At 66.6% G+C, this 22,726-nt stretch carries 24 protein-coding genes; 13 read left to right on the top strand and 11 right to left on the bottom strand.

What is annotated here, in order from left to right; genetic code table 11:
• Positions 1 to 7: 7 nt before the first annotated feature.
• Both GGR25_RS18385 and GGR25_RS18380 read right to left on the bottom strand, forming a co-directional pair.
• Entirely contained in the window at positions 8 to 523 is a 516-nt protein-coding gene (locus tag GGR25_RS18385; protein WP_183400261.1) for an A24 family peptidase, read from the bottom strand.
• A gap of 106 nt (positions 524 to 629) precedes the next feature.
• Positions 630 to 806 (bottom strand): Flp family type IVb pilin, encoded by a 177-nt coding sequence (locus GGR25_RS18380; protein ID WP_183400260.1) that lies wholly within the window; start codon positions 804 to 806, stop codon positions 630 to 632.
• 482 nt (positions 807 to 1,288) lie between these two features.
• Here GGR25_RS18380 and GGR25_RS18375 point away from each other — a divergent pair, with 482 nt between their 5' ends.
• From GGR25_RS18375 to GGR25_RS18365, 3 genes are all read left to right on the top strand, one after another.
• The gene (locus GGR25_RS18375; RefSeq protein WP_246410023.1) at positions 1,289 to 1,810 is read left to right on the top strand and encodes a pilus assembly protein N-terminal domain-containing protein; all 522 of its coding nucleotides are present in this window, start codon (positions 1,289 to 1,291) and stop codon (positions 1,808 to 1,810) included.
• 161 nt (positions 1,811 to 1,971) lie between these two features.
• Positions 1,972 to 2,475: a TadE/TadG family type IV pilus assembly protein gene (locus GGR25_RS18370; protein WP_183400258.1), complete on the top strand. Its 504-nt coding sequence runs from the start codon at positions 1,972 to 1,974 to the stop codon at positions 2,473 to 2,475.
• Positions 2,469 to 3,068, top strand: a complete 600-nt coding sequence (locus GGR25_RS18365; protein WP_183400257.1) for a TadE/TadG family type IV pilus assembly protein — start codon at positions 2,469 to 2,471, stop codon at positions 3,066 to 3,068. Before GGR25_RS18370 ends, GGR25_RS18365 begins: the two co-directional genes overlap by 7 nt.
• A 4-nt stretch (positions 3,069 to 3,072) precedes the next feature.
• On the opposite strand, the gene GGR25_RS18360 is transcribed toward GGR25_RS18365, so the two are convergent.
• A complete protein-coding gene (locus tag GGR25_RS18360) occupies positions 3,073 to 4,038 on the bottom strand; it encodes a nucleoside hydrolase (RefSeq protein ID WP_183400256.1) in 966 nt (321 codons plus the stop codon).
• 192 nt (positions 4,039 to 4,230) lie between these two features.
• On the opposite strand from GGR25_RS18360, the gene GGR25_RS18355 reads away from it, so the two are divergent.
• From GGR25_RS18355 to GGR25_RS18330, 6 genes are all read left to right on the top strand, one after another.
• On the top strand, positions 4,231 to 5,154 hold the full coding sequence (locus tag GGR25_RS18355) for a LysR family transcriptional regulator (RefSeq protein ID WP_183400255.1): 924 nt from the start codon (positions 4,231 to 4,233) through the stop codon (positions 5,152 to 5,154).
• Positions 5,155 to 5,267: 113 nt separating this feature from the next.
• Positions 5,268 to 6,431, top strand: a complete 1,164-nt coding sequence (locus GGR25_RS18350; RefSeq protein WP_183400254.1) for an ABC transporter substrate-binding protein — start codon at positions 5,268 to 5,270, stop codon at positions 6,429 to 6,431.
• 232 nt (positions 6,432 to 6,663) lie between these two features.
• Positions 6,664 to 7,665 (top strand): ABC transporter ATP-binding protein, encoded by a 1,002-nt coding sequence (locus GGR25_RS18345; RefSeq protein ID WP_183400253.1) that lies wholly within the window; start codon positions 6,664 to 6,666, stop codon positions 7,663 to 7,665.
• A gap of 3 nt (positions 7,666 to 7,668) precedes the next feature.
• Positions 7,669 to 8,613, top strand: a complete 945-nt coding sequence (locus GGR25_RS18340; protein ID WP_183400252.1) for an ABC transporter permease — start codon at positions 7,669 to 7,671, stop codon at positions 8,611 to 8,613.
• A gap of 185 nt (positions 8,614 to 8,798) precedes the next feature.
• Positions 8,799 to 9,602: an ABC transporter permease gene (locus GGR25_RS18335; RefSeq protein ID WP_183400251.1), complete on the top strand. Its 804-nt coding sequence runs from the start codon at positions 8,799 to 8,801 to the stop codon at positions 9,600 to 9,602.
• Between the two features lie 20 nt (positions 9,603 to 9,622).
• Complete coding sequence (locus GGR25_RS18330) at positions 9,623 to 11,074, top strand: gamma-aminobutyraldehyde dehydrogenase (RefSeq protein ID WP_183400250.1); 1,452 nt, start codon at positions 9,623 to 9,625, stop codon at positions 11,072 to 11,074.
• A gap of 57 nt (positions 11,075 to 11,131) precedes the next feature.
• Here the strand turns inward: GGR25_RS18330 and bfr are convergent, their stop codons facing one another.
• The 3 genes from bfr to GGR25_RS18315 all read right to left on the bottom strand — a co-directional run bounded on the left by bfr (position 11,132) and on the right by GGR25_RS18315 (position 12,737).
• Positions 11,132 to 11,617: a bacterioferritin gene (gene bfr / locus GGR25_RS18325; RefSeq protein WP_183400249.1), complete on the bottom strand. Its 486-nt coding sequence runs from the start codon at positions 11,615 to 11,617 to the stop codon at positions 11,132 to 11,134.
• 60 nt (positions 11,618 to 11,677) lie between these two features.
• A complete protein-coding gene (locus GGR25_RS18320; RefSeq protein WP_183400248.1) occupies positions 11,678 to 11,950 on the bottom strand; it encodes a (2Fe-2S)-binding protein in 273 nt (90 codons plus the stop codon).
• A gap of 106 nt (positions 11,951 to 12,056) precedes the next feature.
• The gene (locus GGR25_RS18315; protein ID WP_246409917.1) at positions 12,057 to 12,737 is read right to left on the bottom strand and encodes an SRPBCC family protein; all 681 of its coding nucleotides are present in this window, start codon (positions 12,735 to 12,737) and stop codon (positions 12,057 to 12,059) included.
• Between the two features lie 222 nt (positions 12,738 to 12,959).
• Between GGR25_RS18315 and GGR25_RS18310 the strand changes: the two genes are divergently transcribed.
• The 3 genes from GGR25_RS18310 to lspA are packed head-to-tail and all read left to right on the top strand — an operon-like array spanning position 12,960 to position 15,314.
• A complete protein-coding gene (locus GGR25_RS18310) occupies positions 12,960 to 13,979 on the top strand; it encodes a class I SAM-dependent methyltransferase (protein ID WP_246409913.1) in 1,020 nt (339 codons plus the stop codon).
• Positions 13,972 to 14,811: a TrmH family RNA methyltransferase gene (locus GGR25_RS18305; RefSeq protein ID WP_183400247.1), complete on the top strand. Its 840-nt coding sequence runs from the start codon at positions 13,972 to 13,974 to the stop codon at positions 14,809 to 14,811. Before GGR25_RS18310 ends, GGR25_RS18305 begins: the two co-directional genes overlap by 8 nt.
• Entirely contained in the window at positions 14,808 to 15,314 is a 507-nt protein-coding gene (lspA, locus tag GGR25_RS18300; protein WP_183400246.1) for a signal peptidase II, read from the top strand. Before GGR25_RS18305 ends, lspA begins: the two co-directional genes overlap by 4 nt.
• Before the next feature lie 18 nt (positions 15,315 to 15,332).
• Here the strand turns inward: lspA and GGR25_RS18295 are convergent, their stop codons facing one another.
• Together GGR25_RS18295 and GGR25_RS18290 are read right to left on the bottom strand one after the other, a co-directional pair.
• The gene (locus tag GGR25_RS18295; RefSeq protein WP_183400245.1) at positions 15,333 to 16,553 is read right to left on the bottom strand and encodes a URC4/urg3 family protein; all 1,221 of its coding nucleotides are present in this window, start codon (positions 16,551 to 16,553) and stop codon (positions 15,333 to 15,335) included.
• A gap of 87 nt (positions 16,554 to 16,640) precedes the next feature.
• Entirely contained in the window at positions 16,641 to 17,897 is a 1,257-nt protein-coding gene (locus GGR25_RS18290) for a GTP cyclohydrolase II (protein ID WP_183400244.1), read from the bottom strand.
• Positions 17,898 to 18,066: 169 nt separating this feature from the next.
• Between GGR25_RS18290 and GGR25_RS18285 the strand changes: the two genes are divergently transcribed.
• Positions 18,067 to 19,386 (top strand): SDR family oxidoreductase, encoded by a 1,320-nt coding sequence (locus GGR25_RS18285; protein ID WP_183400243.1) that lies wholly within the window; start codon positions 18,067 to 18,069, stop codon positions 19,384 to 19,386.
• A gap of 15 nt (positions 19,387 to 19,401) precedes the next feature.
• Here the strand turns inward: GGR25_RS18285 and GGR25_RS18280 are convergent, their stop codons facing one another.
• The 3 genes from GGR25_RS18280 to GGR25_RS18270 all read right to left on the bottom strand — a co-directional run bounded on the left by GGR25_RS18280 (position 19,402) and on the right by GGR25_RS18270 (position 22,613).
• Entirely contained in the window at positions 19,402 to 20,412 is a 1,011-nt protein-coding gene (locus GGR25_RS18280; RefSeq protein WP_183400242.1) for an aldose epimerase family protein, read from the bottom strand.
• Between the two features lie 68 nt (positions 20,413 to 20,480).
• Positions 20,481 to 21,980 carry a phosphomannomutase/phosphoglucomutase gene (locus GGR25_RS18275; protein WP_183400241.1) on the bottom strand — a complete coding sequence of 500 codons (1,500 nt, stop codon included), beginning with the start codon at positions 21,978 to 21,980 and terminating at the stop codon, positions 20,481 to 20,483.
• Positions 21,981 to 22,112: 132 nt separating this feature from the next.
• Positions 22,113 to 22,613 carry a retropepsin-like aspartic protease family protein gene (locus GGR25_RS18270; protein WP_183400240.1) on the bottom strand — a complete coding sequence of 167 codons (501 nt, stop codon included), beginning with the start codon at positions 22,611 to 22,613 and terminating at the stop codon, positions 22,113 to 22,115.
• Positions 22,614 to 22,726: the final 113 nt, after the last annotated feature.

Below are 22,726 nucleotides of genomic sequence, written 5' to 3'. Positions count from 1 at the left end.
CCGCCTTTCAAGCGCCAGACGCGATCTTGACGAACAGCGTGTCCGGGAAAGCGACAAGAGCCCCGGCGGCGAGTGCGACGCCATAGGGAACGCCCGCGCGCGGGTCGTGCAGCCGCATCAGCCACCCCTGCCCCAACGCGAAGGCCGGCAGCATCTGCCGGCGGAAGAGAAGAACGGCCAGCGTCAGCAACCCGCCAAACAGGGCCGAATAGCTGAGAAAGGGAAGCAGCTGCGGTAGGCCCAGCCAAAGCGCCGCGGCCGCGGCGATCTTCGCATCGCCACCGCCGATCCACCCGCGGGCAAACAGCGCGATGCCGATGGCGAGGACCGTGAGGCCGATCAGAAGATGCGCTCCGATATCGACGAGCGTCAGGCCATAGACCGGAGCGGCAATCATGAAGAGGGCCACGAGGGCCAGGGACAGGCGGTTCGGGATGGTCATGGTGGCGAGATCGGAGACCGCCGCACCGGCCATCGCGGCCGGGAAGGCGAGATAGAGAACCGATTGCGCGAGAGAGATCATCCGGCCATCTCCGTCGAAACCGAGGCACCGCACCGTCCGTTGACGACGCGGTGCGCCCGTTGGGAACCCGCCGCCTCGACGCGAGGCAGCGAAGATTGAGCCGCGATCAGACGTTGGTCGAAGCGAACCGTGCGCCGATGCGCGAGAAGAGATCGCTGAGGTCGTTGCCGAGGACGGTGGCACCCACGATGATGACGCAGCCGATCACGGCAGCGATCAGGCCGTATTCGATCGCGGTGGCGCCGGACTCATTCTTGGCGAAACGAACGACGAGAGACTTCATTATATTGCTCCAGATTGCGAAAGCTTGGCTTGAACTCTGTATTACCCCGAGGCCAGCCCGTTTATTGCTTCGTGGCCCCCAACGACGGTGAATGTAGCAACGACCCACTGCGGCTTAGTTAAATAAAATTCGAGTAAATTGAGCATCGTTTCACACAAAATTAACCAGAAAATCTCCGGCCAAAGCGATGCAATTGCAGATAAATGTCTTTTCAATTCGATGTACTAATATTTACCATTTCTTAAGCATGTTTCTTATGATTTCATTTACCTAGCCGAGAAGTGCCCCTTTCTCCGGGAGGACGGAGGACGGCCCGTCCAGCGACGCACCGTCCATGGGATGAAGCGGATTCGCAGGGGAGCCGGGACGGCTGACCCGGCGCGCGCCCCAGACGTTAACGATCTCGGCTCGATTAAACGTTCATTCACCATCGTCGGGCACTCTTCAGCCATTCTCAGGCACGGAGATGCGGGGTGCTCCCCATGGTGATGAACGGACGGCGGAGCGCCGCCGATCGCGCGGGCGGCAGCGCCGGGCGTCTCGTCCTGCTGGCGGCCGCCGTTCCTCTCGCGATCCTCTTCGCCAGCGGAATCGCCCGCGCGAGCGACCCGCTCGACGTCAAGCTCGACCGCGCCAAGGTGATGCGGATCGCCCGCCCGGCGGCGACGGTCATTCTCGGCAATCCGGCGATCGCCGACGCGACGATCCAGGACCGGATGACACTCATCATCACGGGCCGCAGCTATGGCACCACCAATCTCATCGTGCTCGATCAGGCCGGTGACCCGATCGCGGATCAACTCGTGACGGTCTCGGCGTCGGACGACGACGTGGTCACGGTCTTTGCCGGCGACAGCCGCCGCTCCTTCAGCTGTTCGCCGGAATGCCAGCCCATGCTGGGCCTCGGCGACACGCAGAAAGCGTTCGATACGGTGAAGAGCCAGATGCAGGGGCGCTCGGACGTGATCCAGGGCGCGACGCAGCAACCGGCGGGCGCGAACTGAGGCGCGAGGGTTAACGAGCCCTTTCCGCCAGACGACTGATTTTCACTAAAGCCGACAAAGATTCCGCAAGGGCTCTTTGCTAGCGGTTAACCCGGATTTGCCGCCTCGGGCGGCCGGGAGCCGCCATGCCAAGCCGCAACCTTTTTCGGGGACAATCGCCGTTGGTAGCGTTCCGTCGCGACCGGCGCGGGGCGACCGCGGTCGAGTTCGCGCTGATCGCATTGCCGTTCTTTGCCGTCATGTTGGCGATCCTCGAGACCGGCCTGATCTATCTCGCCGACAACGCCCTCGATACCGCGACGAATGACGCGGCACGGCTCGTCCGCACCGGGCAGGCGCAGGCACAGAAGTTCGATGCGACCGCCTTCCGCGATCAGATATGTGCCGGCGTGACGCCGCTGCTCGCCTGCTCCGGGGTCAAGATCGACGTGCGCACATCGGCCGATTTCTCCGGCGCCGGTTCGTCGCCGCCGCTGAAGGCGGACGGCACGGTCGACGTCTCCAAGCTCAAATATGATGCCGGGCACGGCAAGGACATCGTGGTCGTGCGCGCCTATTACGAGTGGCCCGCCGTGCTGAACCTGCTTTCGAAGAACAGCACGGCCAACGGCACCTATCTGCTCGCCTCGATCACCGCATTCCGCAACGAGCCCTTCACATGGTGAGCTCCGTCTCCCAGCCGGAGGTCGAGCCCTCCGCGGATGGCCGGCACGGCGTCCTCGGCCGACTTCGCAGCTTCCGCGCGGATAGTTCCGGCATCGCGGCGCTGGAATTCGCCCTGATCCTGCCGGTGATGCTGGTGCTCTATCTCGGCGGCATCGAGGTGACGGACGGTCTCATGCTGAAGCGCAAGGTCTCGCATACGGCGAGCGCCATCGCCGATCTCGTCGCCCAGGACACCGCCATCGCCAGCACGGCGGAGATGCAGGACATCTTCAATGCCGGCACCACGATTCTCTCGCCCTATACGACCTCGAAGTTGAAGGTGTCCGTCGTCGCCATCAGCATGGATGCGAGCAAGAAGGCGACGGTGAGCTGGTCGCAGACCTTCAATGGCGGCTCTTGCGCCGCCAAGGGTTCCGTCGTGACCGTTCCTGCCGATCTGCAGAGCGCCAACGGCTTCCTGGTCCGCGTGACGACTGAATATGCCTACACGCCGGATTTCGGCTATGTGCTGACCGGCACGATCCCGCTCAAGGAGCGGTTCTATCAGGCGCCACGTTCCGGCAAGGCGATCACCGGACCGTCCTGCGGCTAGCGACTCAGGCGCCGTGCGGGCGCGCGAAAGTCTCGGCGAGGATATCCACGAAGCGGCGGGCATCGGCATGGAGCGCGAGGTCGGTGTTCGGCCGCCCGCCCGAGCGCGCCTGCGTATCGACGATGCTGGTGCCGACGGTGAGCGGGCTCGCCGTCTCGACCTCGACGAAATAGCGCGTCGTCGAGAGAACCGAGCGATCGATGAGGTAGGCGACGCACACCGCATCATGGACCGGCGCGGAACCGCCATGCTCGCCCATCTTCTGGAACTTGTCGTGCACGCCGATGCGGAAGCCGACGATATCCGCCGTCGCCTTGCCGGCCGGCGTGCCGAGCGCGCCGAGGCGGTCGCAATCCGCATAGGTCATCAGCGCCTCATGCGTCGCGTCGAGCGGCACGAGCGTGAGCTTCTCGAAGCCGGCATTGAGCACGCGAGCCGCAGCCTCGGCATCGGCCCAGAAATTGAATTCGGCCGTGGCGGTCACGTTGCCGAAGGCATAGCCGCCGCCCATGATGATGATCTCGGGGACGCGCTTGACGAAGGCGGGATCGGCGGCGAGCGCCGCGGCGATGTTGGTCAGCGGCCCCGTCGGCATCAGCACGATCGGATCGGTCGCGGCGCGATAGGTCTCGATCAGAAACTCGACCGCGGTCTTGTCGGCCTTCTTCGAACGCGCGGGGGGAACCGGCAGCTCCTCGGGATGATACTTCTCGCCGCCATCCTCATAGCGGTTGATGACCGGAACGCCGCGGCGCACGAACGGGCGGTCGGCCCCCTCATAGACGCGGATATCCGAACGGCCGATATGGTCGAGGACGCGCAGCGTATTGTCGGTGCAATGCTGCACGCCGACATTGCCGTTGACCGTCGTCACCGCGACGAGATCGATGGCCGGGTGCAGCGCCGCCAGCATGATCGCAACCGCATCGTCCGTGCCGGTGTCGACGTCGAGAATAAGCTTCTGGGCCATGGAGTTGCGTCCTGAATGAGGGAAGGCGGTTGCGAGGCGGGCGGAGGTTAGGAGGCGAGGCGCCGCGGCGTCAAGCAACCGCGCCGGAGAGATGCGCGATGCCGCACGCGTGCCCGCGGTTGACCCGCGCGCAACGCTGGGCAAGGCTGCAGCAGGGCGGCGAGACACGCGCGCCGCGACAGCCTTGCACCGATGGCCTTCAAGCTCCGCCAGCTCCAATATTTCGTCGCGGTTGCCGACACCGGCTCGATCTCGGGCGCGGCGCAGCAGCTCTCCGTTTCGCAATCCACGGTCACCGAGGCCGTCAAGGAACTCGAGGCGGATCTCGGCGTCGTGCTGGTCGAGCGGTCGGGCCGCGGCATGGTGCTGACGCGCCACGGCCAGCTCTTCCTGCGCCGGGCCGAGCGGGTTCTCGAAGCCGTCGCCGACGCACGCCGCTCGCTCGGCGACGAGGCCGAAGTCTCGGGCCGGTTGACGATCGGCGTCACCGCGCTGGTCGCCGGCTATGTCCTCTCCGACCTGCTGGCGCGCTTCCGCCGCGCCCACCCGGCCGTCGATGTGGCGGCGATGGAGGATACGAGCGACTATCTCGAACATCTGCTGATCAATGGCGAGCTCGACGTCGCCGTCATGATCATGCCTGACCGCCCGGTCGACCCGGCACTGCGGATGGAAATCCTCGGCGAGACGCCCTACCGGGTCTGGCTGCCACAGGGCCATCGCCTTGCGGCGCTTCAGGCGGTGCCGCTCGCCGAATTCGCGGAGGAGCCGCATGTGATGCTCTCCATCGACGAAATCGAGGAGACGACGCGCGGCTTCTGGCGCGAGCACGGCTTTCGTCCGCGGGTCGCCTTTCGCACGCGTTCCGTCGAGGCGGTGCGCAGCCTGGTCGGAACCGGCGCCGGCATCGCCATCCTGCCCGACCTCGTCTATCGCCCCTGGTCGCTCGAAGGCGACCGCATCGAGGCGCGCGCCACGGTCGAGACGCTGCCCACGGTCAAGACCGGCGTCGTCTGGCGACGCGGCTCCGATGCGGGCCGCGCAACCACGGATTTCATCGCGCTCAGCCGGGCACAACGGCCGGATCGGCGCAATTTCGGATTTTCCGATAGTTAGGTTCTGATTTTTGTATTGGCGAATTCGGCCATTGTGGCGGCATTCTGTTCTCAGCCGGGACGGAGCGCCGCAAAGAAGAGCGATCGCCCGGGTTCATTTGCAGGGAGATCGACATGCGCAGCATCGGAAGGATTGCCGCCGGCGTGGCCACGGCCGCCTTGATCGTTTCACAGACCGCAGCCTTCGCGCAGGAGCCGCTGAAGGCGATCGGCGCCGGCGAGGGCGAAGTCGCCATCGTCGCCTGGGCCGGCTATATCGAGCGCGGCGATACCGACAAGGCCTATGACTGGGTCACGGATTTCGAGAAGGAAACCGGCTGCAAGGTGACCGTGAAGACGGCGGGCACGTCGGACGAAATGGTCGCGCTGATGAACGAAGGCGGCTTCGACCTCGTCACGGCCTCGGGCGATGCCTCGCTCCGTCTCATCGCCGGCAAGACCGTCCAGCCGATCAACACCGATCTGATCCCGAGCTGGAAGGAGGTCGACCCGCGCCTCCAGAGCGCGCCCTGGCACACGGTGAACGGAGTCCATTACGGCGTGCCCTATCAGTGGGGCTCCAACGTCCTCATGTACAACACCAACGTGTTCAAGGAGGCGCCGAAGAGCTGGTCGATCGTCTTCGAGGAACAGACGCTGCCCGACGGCAAGTCGAACAAGGACCGGGTGCAGGCTTTCGACGGACCGATCTACATCGCCGACGCGGCGCTCTACCTGATGGCGCACAAGCCCGAGCTCGGGATCAAGGACCCCTATGAGCTGAACGAGGACCAGTACAAGGCCGCGCTCGAACTGCTGCGGGCACAGCGCCAGATCGTGCCGCGCTACTGGCACGACGCCATGGTCCAGATCGACGACTTCACCAATGAGGGCTTCGTCGCCTCGTCGAGCTGGCCGTTCCAAGTCAACCTGCTCGTCGCCAACAAGCAACCGATCGCCTCGACGATCCCCGAGGAAGGCGCCACGGGCTGGGCCGACACCACCATGCTGCATGCGGATGCGCCGCATCCCAACTGCGCCTACAAATGGCTGGAGCACTCGATCGCGCCGAAGGTGCAAGGTGATCTCGCCGCCTGGTTCGGCTCCGTCCCGGCCGTACCGGCCGCGTGCAAGGGCAATGCGCTTCTGGGCGACGAGGGCTGCAAGACCAATGGTGCCGAAGAGTTCGAGCGCATCCATTTCTGGCGCACGCCGGTCTCCAAGTGCCCGAGCCAGGGCACCTGCGTCCCCTATTACCGCTGGGCGACCGACTACATCGCCATTCTCGGCGGGCGGTAGGAGACCTCGCTTTCGCATCGGCCGACGAGAACGTCGCGCTTTCACCTCTCCCTGAGGGAGAGGTCGGCGCGAAGCGCCGGGTGAGGGTTTACGGGCCATCCGGAGAGGTTGCCGCGCCGCGGCGCCTCATCCTGAGCCGTCCCTAACCCCCCTCCCGCCGGCCTTGGGCCGTCGACCTCCCCCTCAGGGGGAGGTGAAGACGCGGCCAAACCCGCAAGGGAATTGCCTTCGGATGACCACCCCTTCCACCATACCCGCCGTCCGCTTTCGCGCCGTCGCCCGCCATTTCGGCGAGGTCCGCGCGGTCGACTCGGTCGATCTCGACATCGCGGAGGGCGAATTCTTCGCCATGCTCGGGCCGTCCGGTTCGGGCAAGACGACCTGCCTCCGGCTCATCGCGGGCTTCGAGCAGCCTTCCGCCGGCACGATCGAGATCTTTGGCGAGCATGCTGAGGGCGTGCCGCCCTATCGCCGCAACGTGAACACCGTCTTCCAAGACTACGCCCTCTTCCCGCACATGTCGGTGGCCGAGAACGTCGCCTATGCACTCATGGTGCGCGGCGTCGGCAAGGCGGAGCGCCTCGCCAAGGCGAATGAGATGCTCGCCCTCGTGAAGCTGGCGAACTTCGGCGCCCGCAAGCCGGCCCAGCTATCCGGCGGCCAGCGTCAGCGCGTGGCGCTCGCCCGCGCCCTCATCAATCATCCCAAGGTGCTCCTCCTCGACGAGCCGCTCGGCGCGCTCGATCTCAAACTGCGCGAACAGATGCAGGTAGAGCTGAAGACGCTGCAGCGCAGCCTCGGCATCACCTTCGTCTTCGTCACGCATGACCAGGGCGAGGCGCTGTCCATGGCCGACCGCGTCGCGGTCTTCAATGCCGGACGGATCGTCCAGGTCGGGCGGCCGGAAGAGGTCTATGAGCGCCCGGCGACCCGCTTCGTCGCCGATTTCGTCGGCGGCTCCAACGTGATCGAGCCGGAGGCCGCGACGCGCCTTCGCCTGCCTGCCGGCGCATGGAGCATCCGGCCAGAGAAGATCACCCTCTCCGCCACCGGGAACGGCCCGCTCGGACGCGTCGAGAGCCTGCAATATCAGGGCGCGCAGCGGCGCTATGTCGTCGCCGTGGGCCCGGATCGCCTCAGCGTCGTCACGGCGGCGGGCACGACGGCCTTCACCCCGGGCGCGAGCGTCCATGTCGACTGGCCGGCGGATGCGCCGACCCGCCTGGAGGGCTGAGCGATGAGCCTCGCCGCGCCGGGAGCCCCGACCAGAGACGGCCCGCTGCGCCGCCTCTCCGACCTCTTCATGCGCCGGCCGCGCCTTTTCCTCGCGCTGCTGCTGACGCCGCCGCTGCTGTGGCTCGGCGTCGCCTATCTCGGCTCGCTCGCCGCCCTGCTCGCCCAGAGCTTCTTTTCGATCGACGAATTCTCCGGGCTGATCGTCCGCGAATTCACGCTGAAGACCTATGGCGAACTGCTGCAGCCCGCCAATTTCGACATCATCGTGCGCACCGTCGTCATGGCGGCGCTGGTGACGCTGTTCGGTGGCGTGATCGCCTTCCCCATCGCCTATTTCGCGGCGCGCTATGCCCGGGGCCGCGTCAAGGCGCTGTTCTATCTCCTGATCATGCTGCCGCTCTGGTCGAGCTATCTCGTCCGCGTCTATGCCTGGAAGCTGATCCTCGCCAAGGAAGGCGTCATCACCTACATCGCCGACCACACCGGCACGCGCGGCCTGCTCGACGCCTGGCTCTCTCTGCCCGTGGTCGGCGGCCCCTCGCTGTCCATCAGCTATACCGGCACCTTCCTCGTTTTCCTCTATCTCTGGCTGCCCTTCATGATCCTGCCGATCCAGGCCTCGCTCGAGCGCGTGCCGCGCTCGCTGATCGAGGCGGCCGGCGATCTCGGCGCCGATGCGCGCAAGACCTTCTCGACCGTGATCTTCCCGCTGGCACTGCCGGGCATCGTGGCGGGCTCGATCTTCACCTTCGCACTGACGCTCGGCGATTACATCACACCGCAGATCGTCGGCTCCTCGACCCTCTTTCTCGGCCAGGCGGTCTATACGCAGCAGGGCGTCGCCGGAAACATCCCCCTCGCCGCCGCCTTCTCCGTCGTGCCGATCGTCATCATGGGAATCTACCTGACGGTCGCCAAGCGCATGGGGGCGTTCGATGCGCTGTAGAGAACAGAGCGCGCCAGCACTGCCTTCCCCTCCCCCCTTGCGGGGGAGGCCGGGAGGGGGACCCCGCCATCCACTTGGCCCATGCTATCGCGACATGCGCTATGCCCGGCAGGGTTCCCCCTCTCCCGCTCTCCCCCGCAAGGGGGGAGAGGGCGCGCCTCGGCGCCTCGACAGGGAGGCATCCCATGCCTAGCCGCCCGCCTCTTTCCGTCACGCTTGCCGCCGCGGCCGGGCTGCTGTTCCTGCACCTGCCGCTGGCCTTCATCTTCCTCTACGCCTTGACGACGGAGGAGAAGAGCTACCAGTTCCCGCCACCGGGCTTCACGCTGAAGTGGTTCGCGGTCGCCTGGGACCGGCCGGACATCTGGCAGGCGCTCGGCCTCTCGCTGCGCGTCGCATCCGTCGCGACGGCGCTCGCTATCGTGCTCGGCACGCTCGCCGCGGCAGCCATGGCGCGCTATCGCTTCTTCGGCCGCGAGGCGGTGTCGCTGCTCATCACCTTGCCGATCGCGCTTCCGGGCATCGTGACCGGCATCGCGCTCCGCGCCGCCCTCAATCTCGCGGATATCCCGTTCTCGTTCTGGACGATCGTCATCGGCCACGCGACCTTCTGCATCGTCGTGGTCTACAACAACGCCGTCGCCCGGCTTCGCCGTACGCAAGGCTCGCTCATCGAGGCCTCGATGGACCTCGGCGCCGACGGCTTCCAGACCTTCCGCCATGTCGTGCTGCCGCAGCTCGGCACCGCCCTCCTCGCCGGCGGAATGCTCGCCTTCGCGCTCTCCTTCGACGAAGTGATCGTCACCACCTTCACCGCCGGACAGCAGCAGACGCTGCCGATTTGGATGTTCTCCGAGCTGATCCGCCCGCGCCAGCGCCCCGTCACCAATGTGGTCGCCGTCATGGTCATCGCGGTCACGCTCATCCCCATCCTCGCCGCCTATTACCTTACCCGTGACGGCGAAGCCGTCGAGGGCGCGAGCAAGTGAAACCTGAAAGGGAGGTCACCATGTCCCTCGATCTTTCGATCGTGACCGACACGGAAATGCTCATCGGCTCGTCCTTCGAGGGCGGCACCGAGACCGCCGAGCGCGTGCTGGCGCCGAAGACCGGCGAGACGATCCTCGATCTGCCCGAGGCCTCGCCGTCGCAGATCGACAGCGCGGTCGACGCAGCGGAGAAGGCGTTCGCCTCATGGTCGCGAACGCCGCCGGGCGTCCGCGCCGGCCTGCTGCTCAAGCTCGCCGATGCGATCGAGGCGGAGGCCGCCTCCTTCGCCGCGCTCGAAGCGCTCAATTGCGGCAAGCCCTATCGCGCCGTGCTGAACGACGAATTGCCGGCCGTGATCGATTGCTTCCGCTTCTTCGCGGGCGCGGCGCGCGTCCAGACCGGCAGCGCCGCGGGCGAATATCTGGCCGGCCATACCTCGATGATCCGCCGCGACCCGATCGGCGTGGTCGCCTCGATCGCGCCCTGGAACTACCCCCTGATGATGGCGGCATGGAAGCTGGCGCCGGCGCTCGCCGCAGGCAACACGGTAGTCATCAAGCCGTCCGAGCAGACCCCGCTGACGACGCTGAAGCTCGCCAAGATCGCGAGCGGCATCCTGCCCGAAGGCGTGCTCAATGTCGTGGTCGGCCGCGGCGAGAGCGTCGGCAACGCGCTGATCCACCATCCCAAGGTCTCGATGATCTCGCTCACCGGCGACATCGCCACCGGCAAGAAGGTGCTCGCCGCAGCCGCCAAATCGGTCAAGCGCACCCATCTGGAACTCGGCGGCAAGGCGCCGGTGATCGTGTTCGACGACGCCGACATCGATGCGGTGGTCGAGGGCGTGAAGATCTTCGGCTATTACAATGCCGGCCAGGACTGCACCGCCGCCTGCCGCATCTATGCCGGCGCGAAGATCTACGACCGGCTCGTCGCCGATCTCTCCTCGGCCGTATCGAGCCTCGGCTACGGCCATGCGGATGACGACAAGAACGACATCGGGCCGCTGATCTCGGCGCGCCAGCGCGACCGCGTCGCGAGCTTCGTGGCGCGTGCCGCCGAGAACAGCCATGTCGAGGTGACGACGGGCGGCAAGCCCGCTGCGGGCGCGGGCTTCTTCTATGAGCCCACCGTCGTCGCCGGCGCGCTGCAGTCGGACGAGATCGTCCGCCGCGAGGTGTTCGGGCCGGTCGTCTCTGTCACCCGCTTCGATGATGTCGCCGACGCCGTGACCTGGGCCAATGATTCCGACTATGGCCTCGCCTCGTCCGTGTGGACGCGCGACGTCTCGCGGGCCATGGCCGCCGCGGCCGAGCTTCGCTACGGCTGCACCTGGATCAACTGCCATTTCATGCTGGTCAACGAGATGCCGCATGGCGGACTGAAGCAGTCCGGCTACGGCAAGGACCTGTCGACCTATGCGCTGGACGACTATTCGGTCGTCCGTCACGTCATGGTCAAATACGCCTGAACGAACAGGGGCCGCCCGGCATGCCGGGCGGCCCCTGTTCGCGGATAAGCGAAGCGTTTATTCGCCGCCGTCTGCCGCGCCCGACTGGAGCAGCGCATAGCGCTCCGGGCCGATGCTGGCGAGCAGGTCGAGCTGAGTCTCGAGGAAGTCGATGTGATCTTCCTCGTCTTTCATCAGCTGCTCGAAAAGCTGCATGGAGACATAGTCGCCCGCCTCGAAGCAGACGTCGCGTCCATCCTTGTAGAGCGCCCGCGCCTTGTACTCGCCGCGCAGGTCCGCCTCGAGGATTTCCTTGATGTTCTGCCCGATCTCCAGCGGATCGAGCACCTGCATGTTCGGGAAGCCCTCGAGGAAGATGATGCGCGTGACCAGATTGTCCGCGTGCTGCATCTCCTCGATCGACTCGACCCGCTCCTTCTTGGCGAGCTTCGTGAAGCCCATGTCGTCGAGGAGGCGATAATGCAGCCAGTACTGGTTGACCGCAGTCAGCTCAAGGCGGAGCGCGTGATTGAGATACTCGATGACCTTGGCGTCGCCCTTCATGGGAATCCTCTCGTCTGGAACCATTCCAGACTGTGACAGTAAGGATTTAGGGGAGCGAGGTCAAACCCGTCGGGACGCGGATTCCGACAGCATCGCCGGATCGAACTCGTCCTCGCCGACGGTTCCGAGCGGCTCGGGACAGGTCACCAGCAGGCCGGATTCGGCGATGAGCTTGCGCACCAGCGCGAAGCACAGCGTGCATTGCGCCTTGGCGCCGAGGGCGCGGTAGATGCGCGCAGGCGTGATCGGCCGGCCGGGCTGCTCGCTCGCAATCTGTTCCGCCACCTCGAGAACGTGGCGCTTGGTGAGGACATTGCAGGAGCAGACGATCATCGGCCGGACTGAGCGATCCTGTTGAGTTAGGCGAAGATAGGGACGGATGCGCCGCCTTGCCAGACGCCAGGCATCCGTCTTCCCCGATGAAGACGGCCCGGCAGGCTCAGTGGAGCACGGCCAGGATCACGATGACGATGAGAAGGGCGATGAGCCCCCACATATAGGGGCCGCCGAGAAAGCCGCGGCCAGCCGCAACCTCGACCTCTTCCTCGACCTCCTCCGCTGCCTCGGCGACGTTCTCGGCAAAGTTCTCAACGCGATGCTCGAGGCGGTCGATGAGTTCCTCCTCCGCGGCGCTGTCACCCCCCGGCGTCGCCAGCGAAGGCGTCGATGCAATCGTGGGCAGGTCGCCGAGGCGGCCCGCCAGCGCGCCGAGGACGCCTTCGATCATCGTCTTCGCCGTCGCGTCGATCTGGCGCGAGCCGAGCTGCGCCAGCGTGCCACCGAGCTGGGTCCGCAGCACATAGGTCAGCAGCGTGCCGGCGCCGTCATCGACGAGACGGACATCCGCGACGCCCTTGACCGATCCGGCGCTGCCGCCGTCGCCTTCGCCAGTGATCGTGAGGCTCTGGCCCTCGACCACGCTGGCAAGCGCGATGGTGCTGGCAAAGGCCGGCGTGCCGGGGCCCGACGTCGCGACGAAGCGGCCGGACATGCTGCCGTCCGGATTGCGGACGAGATCCTCGCAGCCGGGAATCGCCTCCGTCAGGATCCGCGGATCATTGAGGGCCTTCCAGACCGCGGCGCGATCGACCGGGATCCGGTATTCGCCGGTCATCTCCATGGGCGTACCTTCCATGTGCCGGACAGCCGGCGTTCGTCACCGGTCCGTCTTGTTGCCGAAAAGCGCGCGCCCTCACGGCCGCGTGCTGGGATGGACGCGACGGGGCGCATCCGGGATTGGTCAATATTCGCCCCATGGTCGCATGCCCGCACAGGCGACGGCAAGACGCACAGGCGATAGCAAGACGCGCCTCGAACAAGACGCTTATGAGAAGAGGGCCGCATGATGCTGCGGACGATTGGCTTTCAGCCCGCCGCCCGCTATGAACCGGCCATGCAGGACGCCTCCTCGAAGACGCGCGGCACCGCCGCGGCGAAGGACACCCCCTCCTCCGTCTGGCCAGTCATGCTGGAGACGGAAGGCTGGAGCGACTATGCGCTGATCGACAGCGGCCATGGCCGCAAGCTCGAGCGCTATGGCCGCTACCGCATTGTCCGCCCGGAAGCGCAGGCGCTGTGGACGCCGCGCCTTTCGGAAGCGGAATGGGAGCAGGCCGACGCGGTCTTCACCGGCGCCAAGGACGAGGATTCGGACGGGCGCTGGCGCTATCGTAAGCCGATCGGCGAAACCTGGCCGATGAGCTGGCCGCTGCCGCGCGCCGTCGGCGAGAAGGATGTGCGCTTTCTCGGCCGCTTCACGGCCTTCCGCCACGTCGGCTTCTTCCCCGAGCAGGAAATGCACTGGGCCTGGTTCGCGGGCATCAGCGCAAATGCGCGCCGTCCGCTCAAGGTGCTCAATCTCTTCGGCTATACCGGCATCGCCTCCTTCGTCGCCGCCATGGCCGGCGCGCAGGTCACCCATGTCGACGCGTCGAAGAAGGCGATCGGCTGGGCGCGCGAGAACCAGGAGATGTCCGGCATCGCGGACCTGCCCGTGCGCTGGATCGTCGAGGACGCGATGAAATTCGTGCAGCGCGAGGTACGCCGCGGCTCGCGCTATGACGGCATCATCCTCGATCCGCCGAAATTCGGCCGCGGCCCGAACGGCGAGGTCTGGGACATCTTCGAGAGATTGCCGGAGATGATGCGGCTCTGCCGGCAGCTCCTTTCCGACGACGCGCTCTTTCTGTGCCTTTCCGCCTATTCTATCCGTGCCTCCTTCATGGCGATCCACGAGGTCAGCGCCGAGGCGCTCGCCGGCCTGCCGGGCAAGCTCGAATCGGGCGAACTCCTCCTTCGCGAGGAAGGCGGCGGGCGCTATCTGTCGACCTCCCTCTTCTCCAGGTGGTCCCGCCATGGCTGACGATTCGCCGATCTCCGCACCCGGCGCCATCCGGGCCGTTACGAGCCTCAACAACACGACGATCAAGGAGATCCGCGCGCTCGCCTTGCCGAAGTACCGCAAGGAAAGCGGGCTGTTCGTGACCGAGGGCATGAAGCTCGTCGCCGATGCCGTCGAAGAGGATTGGCCGATCCGCATCCTCGCCTATGGCGCCAAGGTCGCGAACCATCCGATCGTCCGGCGCGTCGCGACGCGGACCCATGCGCGCGGCGGCGAGGTGCTGGAAGTCACCGATGCCGTCCTCGCCAAGATGACCCGGCGCGACAACCCGCAGATGGTCGTCGGCGTCTTCGAGCAGCGCCTGATGCCGCCCTCCGCCATCCGCCCGAGCCCGCGCGGCGTCTGGGTCGCGCTGGAAGGCATCAAGGACCCCGGCAATCTCGGCACGATCATCCGCACGGTCGACGCCTCGGGCGCGGAAGGCGTGATCCTCGTCGGCGATACGGTCGATCCGTTCGGCGTCGAGGCGGTGCGCGCGACGATGGGCTCGATTTTCCACGTGCCGCTCGCCCGCATGACGACCGGCGAGTTCGCCGCCTGGCGCAAGACCTGGCCGGGCATCGTCGTCGGCACGCATCTCTCGGGCACCGAGGATTTTCGCGACGTCGACTATGCGAAACCCGTGCTGCTCCTCATGGGCAATGAGCAATCCGGCCTAGACGACGGCTTCGCCGCGCTCTGCGACCATCTGGTCAAGATCCCGCAGGCCGGCCGCGCCGATTCGCTCAATCTCGCCATCGCGACCGGCGTCATGCTGTTCGAGATCCGGCGGAACGAATTGAAGCTGACATGACGCAATCCGTCTCGACGGCCGCGCGCGTGCCGGGCCCGCTCTCGGCCTTCGGCCTGTCGATCATCGCCGCGGTTCTGGTCATCGACCAGGCCAGCAAATTCGTCGCCGAGCGCACGCTCGACTTCGGCCGCACGATCGATCTACTGCCCATCCTGTCGCTGCTGCGCGTCCACAACACCGGCGTCGCCTTCTCGCTCGGCAACGATCTCGGCAGCCTCGTGCTCGTCGCCGGAACGGCGCTCATCACGCTGTTCGTGCTCTATCTCTGGCGCACGGCGCAGGATGGCGGCCGCCTCGTCGCCGCCGGCTTCGCGCTGATCGTCGGCGGCGCGCTCGGCAATCTGATCGACCGCGTCCGCTTCGGGCATGTGGTCGATTTCCTCTATCTGCATTTCGGCGCGCGCGGCTTCTTCGTCTTCAATCTCGCCGACGTCGCCCTGACGCTCGGGCCGATCCTGCTCGGCTGGTTCTATTTGCTGGGCGGACGCAAGGCGTCCGCCTGAGGGCGCTTTACCGGACCGTCAGAACACCGTCCCGTCCATTTCGAGGCGCAGCGGCGGGCCGCCGCCGACGCGCTTCTCGCGCGCGATCCGCCGGCCGGCCGCCCAAGTTCCGCCTTCGAGCACCTTGGCGAGCGGCAGCGCCTCCGCGTCGAGCCCAGCGCGCTCGCGGACGAGCTTCGCGGTCTCGTCAAGCAGCGCCACGGTCAGGGCACGCCATTCCACGACGAACTCGTTCTCCGCCTTCCAGAGCTTCAGAAAGGCGCTCGGATCCTTGGGCTGGAGCACGCCGAAATCGATGAACAGCCCGCCATTACGATATTCGGGCAGGCCGGTCAGCCCGTCGAGATCGACCACCTCGAGACCCGTCCAGATAAGCGGCTCGAGCAGCGAATAGGTCAGCCATTGCGACAGCTTGTGGAACGGCATCAGCCCGCTGGTCGCATCCTCCGTCACCAGCTTGCCGTGTTTCCAGGTGTCGCCGAGCGCGACGCCGTCGAGCGAGAGGCGGCTCGGCCAGATCGGGCCGAGCCCGTCCAGCACCAGTTCGAGCACCACGGGAGCGGCGATCCGTCCGTCAACGGCGCGCGCGACCACCGCGTCGAACAGACCGCCGGGCCGCGCCTCATCCTCGCCGAAGAGGTCGATCCGCTCGGCGACGACGCGGCCGAGCGCGTTCAGCAGCGTCACGCGGCCTTCGAGGCCCACGATCGGATTGTCGGGGCCGACCTGAAGCCCTTCAGCAAGTTCCTCGACGGTGAGCGCGGCGAGCGCGGCGGCATCAGCGCGCAGCGGATCATCGGGGCGGCTCGAGAAGACGCCGGCGGCGAACATGGCAAAGCTCGCAATCGCGAGCCCCTCCGAGCGGGCGAAGGTCTCGCCGCTCGCCGGCTCGACGAATTTCCAATCCGCACCCGCGCCCGCATCGAGCAGCACGGAGACGATCGCGAGATCATAGGCGGCACGCCCGAAGACCAGCGGATCCGTGATGCCGGCGGCCTCGACCAGCCCGCCCCATCGATCGATGCCGCCCGCCTCGAAATGACGCCAGCGCGAATGAAACGGGATGTCGCCACCCGGATAGGCACTGCGCATCGTCTCGATGACATAGTCGGCAACCGCCGGCAGGCGTGCGAGATCGACGCTGAAATGCTCGAGTTCGCCCCGGACGCCAAGCGCCAGCAGGCGATGCGCCCGCTCGCGGACTGCGGCGGATGTCAGTAACTCACTGGCTGAGGCCAAATGTAACTCCCTCTGGTCGTCATGCGCGCATCCCCTCCTCCTCGCTTTCGCATCCCGTTGGCCTCCCACGGAATGCGACGCGATGGCTTAGTATTTCTCCAGCGACCGTCCCACCGTGCGGGTGAGATCGTCAGAGGACGGCCGCGCAGTCGGCGAGAAATAGCCGGCGGCCTTCTTGGCGTCGATCTCGACCCGCGCGTCGGAGGGGATCAGTTCCTCCGGGATCGGCACGCGCTCGACGATCTCGATCCCGGAGCCGGTGATCGCGTCGTATTTCATGTCGGACATCGAAATGAAGCGGTCGATGCGGCGGATGCCGAGCCAATGCAGCACGTCCGGCATCAATTGCTGGAAGCGCGCATCCTGGACGCCGGCGACGCACTCGGTGCGCTCGAAATAGGTCGCCGCCTGGTCGCCGCCTTCCTGGCGCTTGCGGGCGTTGTAGACGAGGAACTTGGTCACCTCGCCGAGCGCCCGGCCTTCCTTGCGATTATAGACCACGAGGCCGGCACCGCCCTTCTGCGCCTCCCTCACCGCTTCCTCGATGCCCTGGATCAGATAGGGCCGACAGGTGCAGATATCGGAGCCGAACACGTCCGAGCCGTTGCACTCGTCATGGACGCGGCAGGCGAGCGTGCGGCCGGGATCGGAGAGCGCGGCGGGATCGCCGAAGATGTAGATCGTCGTGCCGCCGATCGGCGGCAGGAACACGTCGAGATCGGGCCGGGTGACCAGTTCGGGATACATGCCGCCCGTCTGCTCGAACAGCGTGCGGCGAAGCTGCTCCTCCGAAACCGAGAAGCGGGCCGCGATGCCCGGAATGTGCCAGACCGGATCGATCGCCGCCTTCGTCACCGAGACGTCGCCATTCTCGCGCACGATCTCGCCATCGATCGAAAGGCGCTCCAGGCGGATCGCCTCATGCAGTTCGGCCATGGTGAGCCGGGCCTTGGTGATCGCGATGGTCGGACGGATATCGACGCCCTCGGCGATCTCCTTGGCGAAGATCTCGGCGGCCATGTGCCCGAAGGGATCGAGCGACACGATCCGCGCCGGATCCGACCATTGCGGATGCGGTCCGATGGTGACGACGGGCGAGGTATTGCGCAGGTCCGGACGCTGGATCGGGTTGAGCGCGCCGGACGAGACGGCGAGCGCGCGATAGAGCGAATAGGAACCGCCATGCGTGCCGATCGTGTTGCGATCGGCCGCATTCGCGACCGTGCCGATGATCGGGCCGCGCTTCCGCGGATCGGCCTCACCCCAGCGTATGGGGAAGCGGACCGGCGCTTGGGCGCCGGGGTGGGACGTCAGGCGAATGTGGCTGGAACGGTTGGTGCTCATGGTTTCGAGCCTTGGGCCGGTTTGATCCGACGTTTATTTGAAGTTGAAGAAGAATGCGGCGCTCCGTCACGGAATGGAAGTGGTTTGTTGCAACTGTGGCGGCCACGGCCTAGGACCATGGCCGGGTCGATCGCGGTGATCTGGAGCGCCGTGTCCGGGGGAAGTCGAGATGGAATCCGAACCGCAAAGGCGGCGGCGCATTCTCGTCGTGGGAGCGTACGGTCTCATAGGTGCGTATGTGCTCGCGCGCCTGCAAGCACGCCGCATCGACGTCGTCGCATTCGGACGGGACATCGAGGTCGCCGCCCGGCGCTTCCCCTATGCGCAGTGGATCGCCGGCGACATGGCGACCATGACGAAGCCCGAGGACTGGAACGCGGCGATCGCCGGCGTCGATGCCGTCGTGAACTGTGCGGGCGCGCTTCTGGACGGTCCCAGGGACGATCTCGAGGCAGTCCATGTCGAGGGAACGCTGGCGCTCTACAAGGCCTGCGCGGCCGCCGGCGTGCGCCGCGTCGTGCATGTCTCGGCGGCGGGCATCGCGGCCGGCCGCCCGACGCCTTTCAGCCGCACCAAGCTCGCCGCCGAGGAGGGTCTCAAGGCCCTCGATCTCGACTGGCTGATCCTGCGCCCCGGTTTCGTCCTCGCCCCCACCGCCTATGGCGGGTCGGCGCTGCTGCGCGGCCTCGCCGCCTTTCCGCTTGTGATCCCGGCCGTGCACAGCCGCAGCGTCGTGCAGCCGGTTTCCGTCGAGGACGTCGCCGAGGCCGTTGCGCGCGCGGCCGAGGCCTGGCGCCACGCCCGCGTCTCGATCGATCTCGTCGCCCCCGACAAGACGACGCTGGCCGACCTGCTGGTCGCGATGCGCGGCTGGCTCGGCCTGCCGCCCGCCCGTATCCTCAGGATTCCCGCGGCGATCGCCTGGCCGTTCGCGCTCGTCGCCAATCTCGCCGGCCGCCTGGGCTGGCGCAGCCCGATGCGCACGACGACGCTGCGCCAGATGAAGAGCGGCATTGCGGGCGACAGCGACAGCGCGCAGCGCGTGCTCGGCATCAAGCCGCGCGACCTCGCCTCCATGCTCACCGCCTGGCCCTCCGGCGTGCAGGAGCGCTGGTTCGCCCGGCTCTATTTCCTGAAGCCGCTGGCCATTCTGACGCTGGCGCTGTTCTGGATGGCGTCGGGCGTATTCGGGCTCGTCGGCCATGAGCGCGCGGCCGAGCTTTCCCTCGCCGCCAACTGGCCGCCGCTGCTTGGCACCGCTGCGGTGATCGCCGGCTCGCTGCTCGACATCCTGCTCGGCGCCATGGTGCTCGTCCGGCGGCGCAGCACGCTTGCGCTCCGCGCCATGGTGCTGCTGACGATCCTCTACCTCGTCGCCGCAAGTCTCATCGCGCCGACGCTCTGGCTCGACCCGCTTGGGCCTCTCCTCAAGACGATCCCGGCCGCCCTGCTCGCCCTGATCACGCTGGCGGTGATGGACGAGCGCTAGGCAAGGCCGGAGCGATCAGATCCGGGCGAACGCGAACAGCGTTTCCTGGGCATAGGTCTCGCCGGGACGCAGCACGGCGCTCGGGAAGGCGGGCTGGTTCGGCGCGTCGGGGAAGAGCTGCGCCTCGAGGCAGAGGCCGGCATTGGGGCCGAAGACCTCGCCATTGGTGCCGGGATCATGGCTGTGCACCATGTGCCCGCCATAGAACTGCACGCCCGGCTCGGTCGAAAGCACGTCGAGGGCGACGCCGCTGTTGCGCGATACGAGATGCGCGAGCAGGTGCGGAACGGCGGATTTCTGCCGTTTCACCACGAAATTATGGTCGTAGCTCTCGACCACGCCCGCATGGCCCTCGCCGATCCGCCGGCCGGAGCGGAAATCGAAGACGCTGCCGGCGACCGGCTCGAACACGCCGGTCGGCATCGTCTCGGCATCGACCGGCAGATAGGTCTCGGCGGGAATGGTCAGCTCGTGGTCGACGATCGTGCCGGTTCCGTCGAGGTTGAAATAAGCGTGCTGGGCAAGGTTCACGATCGTGGCGCGGTCGGTCGTGGCACGGATGCTGGTCCTGAGCGTCGCCGGCGCCTCGATCGAATAGGTGAGTTCGACGGCAAGCCGGCCGGGATAGCCATTTTCGCCATCCTCGCCGACGATGGCGAGCGTGACGCTGGACGGCGTGGAGCCCACCAGATCCCAGACGCGGGTGCCGAAGCCGTCCGCACCGCCATGCAGATGGTTCGCGCCCTCGTTCTGCGACAATTGGTAGGTCGCGCCGTCGAGCGTGAAGCGACCCTTGGCGATGCGGTTCGCGAAGCGGCCGGCGACCGCGCCGAAATATTCGGGATTGCGCAGATAGCCCTCGATCGAATCGAAGCCGAGCACCAGCGGATGATCGACACCGTCGAGGCGGATGTCCTGAACCACCGCGCCATAGGTCAGGATCGTCGCCCGCAGGCCGCCATTGGCGATCGAAACGGCGCGAACGGGCGTGCCGTCCGGCATGCGGCCGAAGGAGGTCTCGGTCATGGTCAGGGCGTCTCCAGGCTCTCTTTTCATCGTACGATAGAGCCTGGAGCGCCAGGACGGAAGAGGCCTCAGATCGTCTGGTTGTAGGCACCCACCTCAGGGTTCTCGCGCAGCACGCCATCGACCGCGTGGAACATCTCGCGCATGCGCGCCTCGGAAACGGGGCTCTCGACGACGACGACGAGCTCCGGCTTGTTTGAGGACGCGCGCACCAGGCCCCAGGTGCCGTCATCGGTGACGACGCGCACGCCATTGACCGTCACGAGATCGATGATCGCATGGCCATCGAGCGCCTCGCCCTTCGCCTTCTTGTCCTCGAACCGCTTCACCACCTTGTCGATGACGCCGTACTTCACCTCGTCGTCGCAATGCGGCGACATGGTCGGCGAGCCCCAGGTCTTGGGCAGCGCCAGCTTCAGCTCCGACATCTTCTTCCCGGGATTGCGGTCGAGCATGTCGAGGATGGCGAGCGCCGATACGAGGCCGTCGTCATAGCCGCGGCCGATGGGGGCGTTGAAGAAATAATGGCCCGACTTCTCGAAGCCGGCGAGCGCCGAGAGCGCGTTGACGCGGCGCTTGATGTAGGAATGGCCCGTCTTCCAGTAATCCGCCTTGACGCCATTGGCGATCAGCACCGGATCGGTGGCGAAGAGGCCGGTCGACTTCACGTCGACGACGAACGTCGAGCCGGGATGCAGCGCCGAGAGATCGCGCGCCAGCATGACGCCGACCTTGTCCGCGAAGATCTCGTCGCCGGTATCGTCGACCACGCCGCAACGGTCGCCGTCGCCGTCGAAGCCGAGGCCGACTTCCGCGCCGTGCTCCAGCACCGCATCGCGGATCGCGTGCAGCATCTTCAGATCTTCCGGGTTCGGATTGTAGCGCGGGAAGGTGTAGTCGAGCTCGGCATCCATCGGGATGACGTCGGCGCCGATCAGCTCCAGCACCTTCGGCGCAAACGCGCCGGCCGTGCCATTGCCGCAGGCGGCGATGACCTTGATCGGCCGCGAGAGCTTCGGCCGGTTGGTCATGTCGGCGATGTAGCGCGCCGGGAAGTTCTCGTGGAAGACATAGGAGCCGCCGCCCGAAAGATCGAAGGCGGCCTTCAGCACGATCTCCTTGAGGCGGGTCATCTCGTCCGGCCCGAAGGTCAGCGGCCGCGCCGCGCCCATCTTGACGCCCGTCCAGCCATTCTCGTTGTGCGAGGCGGTGACCATGGCGACGGCCGGCACGTCGAGATCGAATTGCGCGAAATAGGCCATCGGCGTCACGGCGAGGCCGATGTCGTGCACCTTGCAGCCCGCCGCCATCAGGCCGGTCGCCAGCGCCAGCTTGATCGAGGAGGAATAGGAGCGATAGTCGTGGCCGGTGACGATCTCGCGCTTGACGCCCATCTCGCCGAGCAGCGTGCCGAGGCCCATGCCGAGGGCCTGCACGCCCATCAGGTTGATCTCGTCGCCGAACAGCCAGCGCGCATCATATTCTCGGAAGCCCGTCGGCTTCACCATCGGCTTCGATTCGAAGTCGTAGGTGTTCTTGAACAGCTTCGGGGCCGGCGTCGGGAACATGCGGGATACTCCGGTTCTGGATCGGTGCAGGAGAGATTTGCGCTGAAGCGGCCGCCAAAGCAACTGCCGCCTTGGCGAGGCGATACGGACGGGTGGTGTCGTCCTGACGACGGAGCGGCTCGCGGCGCGCGATCATGGCGCGAGCACCATGGTCCGCCCATCCGAACGGAAGCCGCCGAGCCGGCCGAGAAAGCTCATGCCCAGCAGGTCGGTGTCGCTCGCCCCGTCCGGCAGGACGGCCGCGTCGACGCCCATGATCCGGATCGCGCCGACGCGGATATCGGCGAGGCGAACCGGTGCGAACCGCACCGTGCCATTGGCGGTGCGGCTGACGCCGCTGAAATCGGCCGCCGTCGGGCGGATGTCGAGCCGGCGCGCGGTCTCGGCGGAGAGCACGACGAGGCTCGCGCCCGTATCCACCATGAAACGGACGGAGCGGCCGGCCACCGCGGCATCGACGAAGAAATGGCCGCCCGGCCCGGCATCGAGCACAACAGGCCCCGAGGGCGTCGGCCGCGGGTTGGCCGCGATGACATTGACCGCCATGGGCGTCGCGAAGCGCTCGAAGAACCCGGTCTGGGCGGCGACGCCGACGGCCAGCATGACGAGAGCCGCGAGAAGGGTGAAGCGCATCAACATGGGAGGCCGGACCGACTGGGTCTCCGCCCATCGCAGACAACGCGCTAACGGCGCATGAAGGCAACCCTTCGGGATCGCATCATCGTCAATGCGGGACTAACGTCGCG

This window comes from Kaistia hirudinis, from assembly GCF_014196455.1.
Taxonomy (GTDB): Bacteria; Pseudomonadota; Alphaproteobacteria; order Rhizobiales; family Kaistiaceae; genus Kaistia; species Kaistia hirudinis.
Note: the sequence above shows the minus strand (reverse complement) of the source record. Positions and strands in the feature narration are given on the sequence as shown.

Coding starts and splice junctions, on each gene's coding strand:
- GGR25_RS18385 (WP_183400261.1), bottom strand. CDS start 523: ATGATCTCTCTCGCGCAATCGGTTCTCTATCTCGCCTTCCCGGCCGCG.
- GGR25_RS18315 (WP_246409917.1), bottom strand. CDS start 12,737: ATGGAGATGACCGGCGAATACCGGATCCCGGTCGATCGCGCCGCGGTC.
- lspA (WP_183400246.1), top strand. CDS start 14,808: ATGACGCAATCCGTCTCGACGGCCGCGCGCGTGCCGGGCCCGCTCTCG.
- GGR25_RS18350 (WP_183400254.1), top strand. CDS start 5,268: ATGCGCAGCATCGGAAGGATTGCCGCCGGCGTGGCCACGGCCGCCTTG.
- GGR25_RS18270 (WP_183400240.1), bottom strand. CDS start 22,613: ATGCGCTTCACCCTTCTCGCGGCTCTCGTCATGCTGGCCGTCGGCGTC.
- GGR25_RS18285 (WP_183400243.1), top strand. CDS start 18,067: ATGGAATCCGAACCGCAAAGGCGGCGGCGCATTCTCGTCGTGGGAGCG.
- GGR25_RS18275 (WP_183400241.1), bottom strand. CDS start 21,980: ATGTTCCCGACGCCGGCCCCGAAGCTGTTCAAGAACACCTACGACTTC.
- GGR25_RS18305 (WP_183400247.1), top strand. CDS start 13,972: ATGGCTGACGATTCGCCGATCTCCGCACCCGGCGCCATCCGGGCCGTT.
- GGR25_RS18330 (WP_183400250.1), top strand. CDS start 9,623: ATGTCCCTCGATCTTTCGATCGTGACCGACACGGAAATGCTCATCGGC.
- GGR25_RS18345 (WP_183400253.1), top strand. CDS start 6,664: ATGACCACCCCTTCCACCATACCCGCCGTCCGCTTTCGCGCCGTCGCC.
- GGR25_RS18365 (WP_183400257.1), top strand. CDS start 2,469: ATGGTGAGCTCCGTCTCCCAGCCGGAGGTCGAGCCCTCCGCGGATGGC.
- GGR25_RS18360 (WP_183400256.1), bottom strand. CDS start 4,038: ATGGCCCAGAAGCTTATTCTCGACGTCGACACCGGCACGGACGATGCG.
- GGR25_RS18340 (WP_183400252.1), top strand. CDS start 7,669: ATGAGCCTCGCCGCGCCGGGAGCCCCGACCAGAGACGGCCCGCTGCGC.
- GGR25_RS18375 (WP_246410023.1), top strand. CDS start 1,289: ATGGTGATGAACGGACGGCGGAGCGCCGCCGATCGCGCGGGCGGCAGC.
- GGR25_RS18335 (WP_183400251.1), top strand. CDS start 8,799: ATGCCTAGCCGCCCGCCTCTTTCCGTCACGCTTGCCGCCGCGGCCGGG.
- GGR25_RS18290 (WP_183400244.1), bottom strand. CDS start 17,897: ATGAGCACCAACCGTTCCAGCCACATTCGCCTGACGTCCCACCCCGGC.
- GGR25_RS18380 (WP_183400260.1), bottom strand. CDS start 806: ATGAAGTCTCTCGTCGTTCGTTTCGCCAAGAATGAGTCCGGCGCCACC.
- GGR25_RS18310 (WP_246409913.1), top strand. CDS start 12,960: ATGATGCTGCGGACGATTGGCTTTCAGCCCGCCGCCCGCTATGAACCG.
- GGR25_RS18280 (WP_183400242.1), bottom strand. CDS start 20,412: ATGACCGAGACCTCCTTCGGCCGCATGCCGGACGGCACGCCCGTTCGC.
- bfr (WP_183400249.1), bottom strand. CDS start 11,617: ATGAAGGGCGACGCCAAGGTCATCGAGTATCTCAATCACGCGCTCCGC.
- GGR25_RS18355 (WP_183400255.1), top strand. CDS start 4,231: ATGGCCTTCAAGCTCCGCCAGCTCCAATATTTCGTCGCGGTTGCCGAC.
- GGR25_RS18320 (WP_183400248.1), bottom strand. CDS start 11,950: ATGATCGTCTGCTCCTGCAATGTCCTCACCAAGCGCCACGTTCTCGAG.